Source organism: Methanocalculus sp. (genome assembly GCF_029762515.1).
Lineage (GTDB): Archaea > Halobacteriota > Methanomicrobia > Methanomicrobiales > Methanocorpusculaceae > Methanocalculus.
In genome coordinates, this window is record NZ_JARVGN010000275.1 from 1 (window position 1) to 3,224 (window position 3,224).

The following is a 3,224-nucleotide window of genomic DNA, read 5'->3' on the forward strand; positions in this document are numbered from 1 at the left end:
CCATGGTGTGGAGGATTATTCTGAGAGCGGGCTTTGGAGTGTCCTTGGTGCAGGAATCGTCCGTGATCATCCTCATTTTCCCTATGTCATGCTCGAGCTTGAGACGGCAAAAGGGTGTTCACGTTCAGATACCGGCGGGTGTTCCTTCTGCACCGAACCCTTCCACGGCACCCCGAGGTACCGTTCCATTCACCTGATTGAAGAGGAAGTTGCCGCTCTTGCTGAGAATGGAGCCCGCCATTTCCGGATAGGCCGCCAGCCCGATCTGCTGGCATACGGAAGTAGTGGCGGCGGGTTCCCACGCCCTGACCCGGAAAAGATCCGGGATCTCTTCACGGCGATCCGGAGGTCGGCACCGGATCTGGCAACCCTCCATATAGATAACATGAATCCCGGAACGATCGCCCGGCATGAGGACGCCGCCCGCGAGGCGCTCGCGGCAATAGTCGAGCTCCATTCTCCCGGGGATATCGCCGCATTCGGGATGGAGACCGCCGATCCTGACGTGATAGCGGCAAACAACCTCAAGGCAACACCGGAACAGATGATGGATGCGATCAGAATCGTCAACGAAGTAGGAGGTATCCGGGACAAAAATGGCGTTCCCCACCTCCTTCCGGGCTTAAACTTCGTCTGCGGACTATTCCATGAGACCAAAGAGACCTACCAGCTGAACCAGTCCTTCCTCGAAGACCTCAGAGCATCAGGACTCCTTGTCCGCCGGGTCAATATCCGGCAGCTGATGCCGTTTGAAGGGACACGGGCGTATAATGAGAATACGCTCGACCAACATCATGGAGCATTCCGATCCTTCAAGGAATGGACACGGAAGCATTTCGATCCCGTTATGCTTGCCCGTGTCTTTCCCATCGGAACCATCCTGAGAGATGCAGTCGTTGAGATTTCGGGGAGAACCTCATTTGCACGCCAGATGGGAACATACCCGATCCTGATCGGCCTTCCCCTTGAACTCATAGAACGGAGACTCGTCGATGCAACCGTTGTAGGATACGGCAGCCGCTCCCTCACCGCCCTCCCCTATCCGGTACCTGTCAACAGCCTCCCGGCATCTGCCCTGAAAGCACTTCCCGACATCGGGAAGAAGACACAGGCTACCATCCTTGCAAAACGCCCGTTTAAAGATCAGAAGGAATGGGAGAAGGCGACCGGCGGAACACGAATCGACCACCTGATCACCTTCTCCTGATCGCAAGGTGAACTCACTCTTTGAGTGGATCGCGGTCATCGCCCTCTCTTCAGGCGTCCTTGTGGTGATGGAGATCTATAAGTTCCTGATGAACAGGAGAGAGATCAGAGCAGAAGCCCCATGATCATCCGGTCGATATCAGGATAATAATAGGATTCCTCATAGGAGAGGATCTCAAAGTTCTTTGACTGGAGCAGTGCCGTTACAGGAGTATGCCGTTTTGAGAGTGCGATCCTGACGCGTTTTGCCCCCCTCTTCCTGAAGGATTCAAGAAGAGGATCAAGCAGATCAGCCCCGATACCTTTCCCCTGCCATTCGTCCGCAACACCAACCCTCAGGATCCATGCCTCATCCGGATCATCTGCCTCCTGCGCCCCGATGATGTAGCCGATTGGATCGTCTCCATGCGAGGCAACAAGATATGTCTCGTGAAAGAGTTCGCCTGCCTGGCGGAGAAAGATGGGAGAATAGCCGTAATCCCCGAAAAGTTCCCTTTCTATCCGGCAGATATGAGGATAATCCCCTTCGACATATGTGCGTACCAGATACTCCATCAATCATCACCCTGTGTATCTACAACCCCCCTTTTGAAAGAAAAAATACCTTTCGATCCGGGTTTTGGTGGAAAACCCTTTGTCTGTTTCCACCGCACATATAGGAATACAGGAGAACGAGGGATCCAGGTGGAAGAAGTCACCAGCAGTTATACACCCAAAGAGGTGGAGGAGGAGGCACGTGCATTCTGGCATGCCGAAGATACCTACAAAAATGTACAGGAACTCAGGAAAGATGGAAAACCATTCTTCTTCGTTGACGGACCGCCATATACCACAGGGTATATCCATCTCGGAACGGCATGGAACAAGATCCTAAAAGATGCCATACTCAGGTATCACCGGATGCATGGACGCCATGTAATAGACCGCGCCGGATACGACATGCATGGGCTTCCAATCGAGGTCCGTGTTGAGAACGAACTTGGGTTTACCTCAAAGAAGGACATCGAGACATTCGGGATTGCACAGTTTGTCGAGAAATGCAGGACATTTGCCGTTACTCATAAAGAGATTATGAGCAGGCAGTTCTCGGATCTCGGTGTCTGGCTTGACTTTGAGAACCCATACCAGACGATCTCAAACGACTATATCGAAGCTGCATGGTTCACCCTCAAACGTGTCGAAGAGGAGGGGATGCTCGAGCGTGGATACCGTGTCGTCAACTGGTGCCCGCGATGTGAGACCGCCATCGCCGATGCCGAGGTCGAATACCAGGATGTCACCGATCCATCAATCTTTGTCAAATTCCCCCTTAGCGGAGCAGAGAACGAATACCTCGTCATCTGGACGACAACACCCTGGACACTTCCCGCTAACGTTTCCGTTGCTGTTGCTGCCGATTTCACGTATGCACGTGTGAGGGCAGTCCGGGAAGGCGTAACCGAGATCCTCTGGATCGCAGACGATCTTGTTGAGAGCGTTCTGAAAGCCGGACGGTACCAGGACTATGAGATCCTCGGTGTCAAAAAGGGAGCAGAGCTTGTCGGGACCGAATATACATCCCCTCTTATCTCCTCAGTCCCTATGCAGACCCGGATTCCCCACCGTGTCGTTGCTGCGGACTTTGTTGCCATGGAGAATACCGGGATGGTGCATATCGCCCCGGGACATGGCTGGGACGACTATGTCCTCGGCATGAAGGAGAACCTTCAGATCGTCTGCCCTGTTGACGGTACCGGACGGTTCACAGAGGAAGCTGGCGAATTTGCCGGACTCTATGTCAAGGATACGGAGACAAACAAAAAAGTCATCGACGCACTCGGTTCCGCACTCCTTGCCGGGAAAAAAATCACTCACCGGTACGGCCACTGCTGGCGTTGCAAGACCCCCAATATCTTCCGTGCCACCTCCCAGTGGTTCATCAAGGCAAGTGATGCCAAAGAGAAGATGCTCGCGTCCATACAGGACGAAGTGACCTGGTTCCCGGACTGGGCAGGGAGCGCACGGTTCCATGACTGGAT

At 53.7% G+C, this 3,224-nt stretch carries 3 protein-coding genes; 2 read left to right on the plus strand and 1 reads right to left on the minus strand.

Annotation, left to right across the window (positions count from 1 at the left end; translation table 11 throughout):
* Nucleotides 1–1,207, plus strand: a 1,207-nt coding sequence (locus QCH34_RS09520; protein ID WP_300333321.1) for a radical SAM protein, incomplete at its 5' end; no start/stop codon positions are given.
* 104 nt (nucleotides 1,208–1,311) lie between these two features.
* Here QCH34_RS09520 and QCH34_RS09525 read toward each other — a convergent pair.
* Nucleotides 1,312–1,761, minus strand: a complete 450-nt coding sequence (locus QCH34_RS09525) for a GNAT family N-acetyltransferase (protein WP_300333325.1) — start codon at nucleotides 1,759–1,761, stop codon at nucleotides 1,312–1,314.
* 129 nt (nucleotides 1,762–1,890) lie between these two features.
* On the opposite strand from QCH34_RS09525, the gene QCH34_RS09530 reads away from it, so the two are divergent.
* Nucleotides 1,891–3,224 (plus strand): class I tRNA ligase family protein (locus QCH34_RS09530; protein ID WP_300333328.1); only part of this gene is annotated, 1,334 nt, incomplete at its 3' end.

What these genes read in the sequence shown, in the direction of transcription:
- QCH34_RS09525 (WP_300333325.1), bottom strand. Translation starts at nt 1,761, where the DNA reads ATGGAGTATCTGGTACGCACATATGTCGAAGGGGATTATCCTCATATC.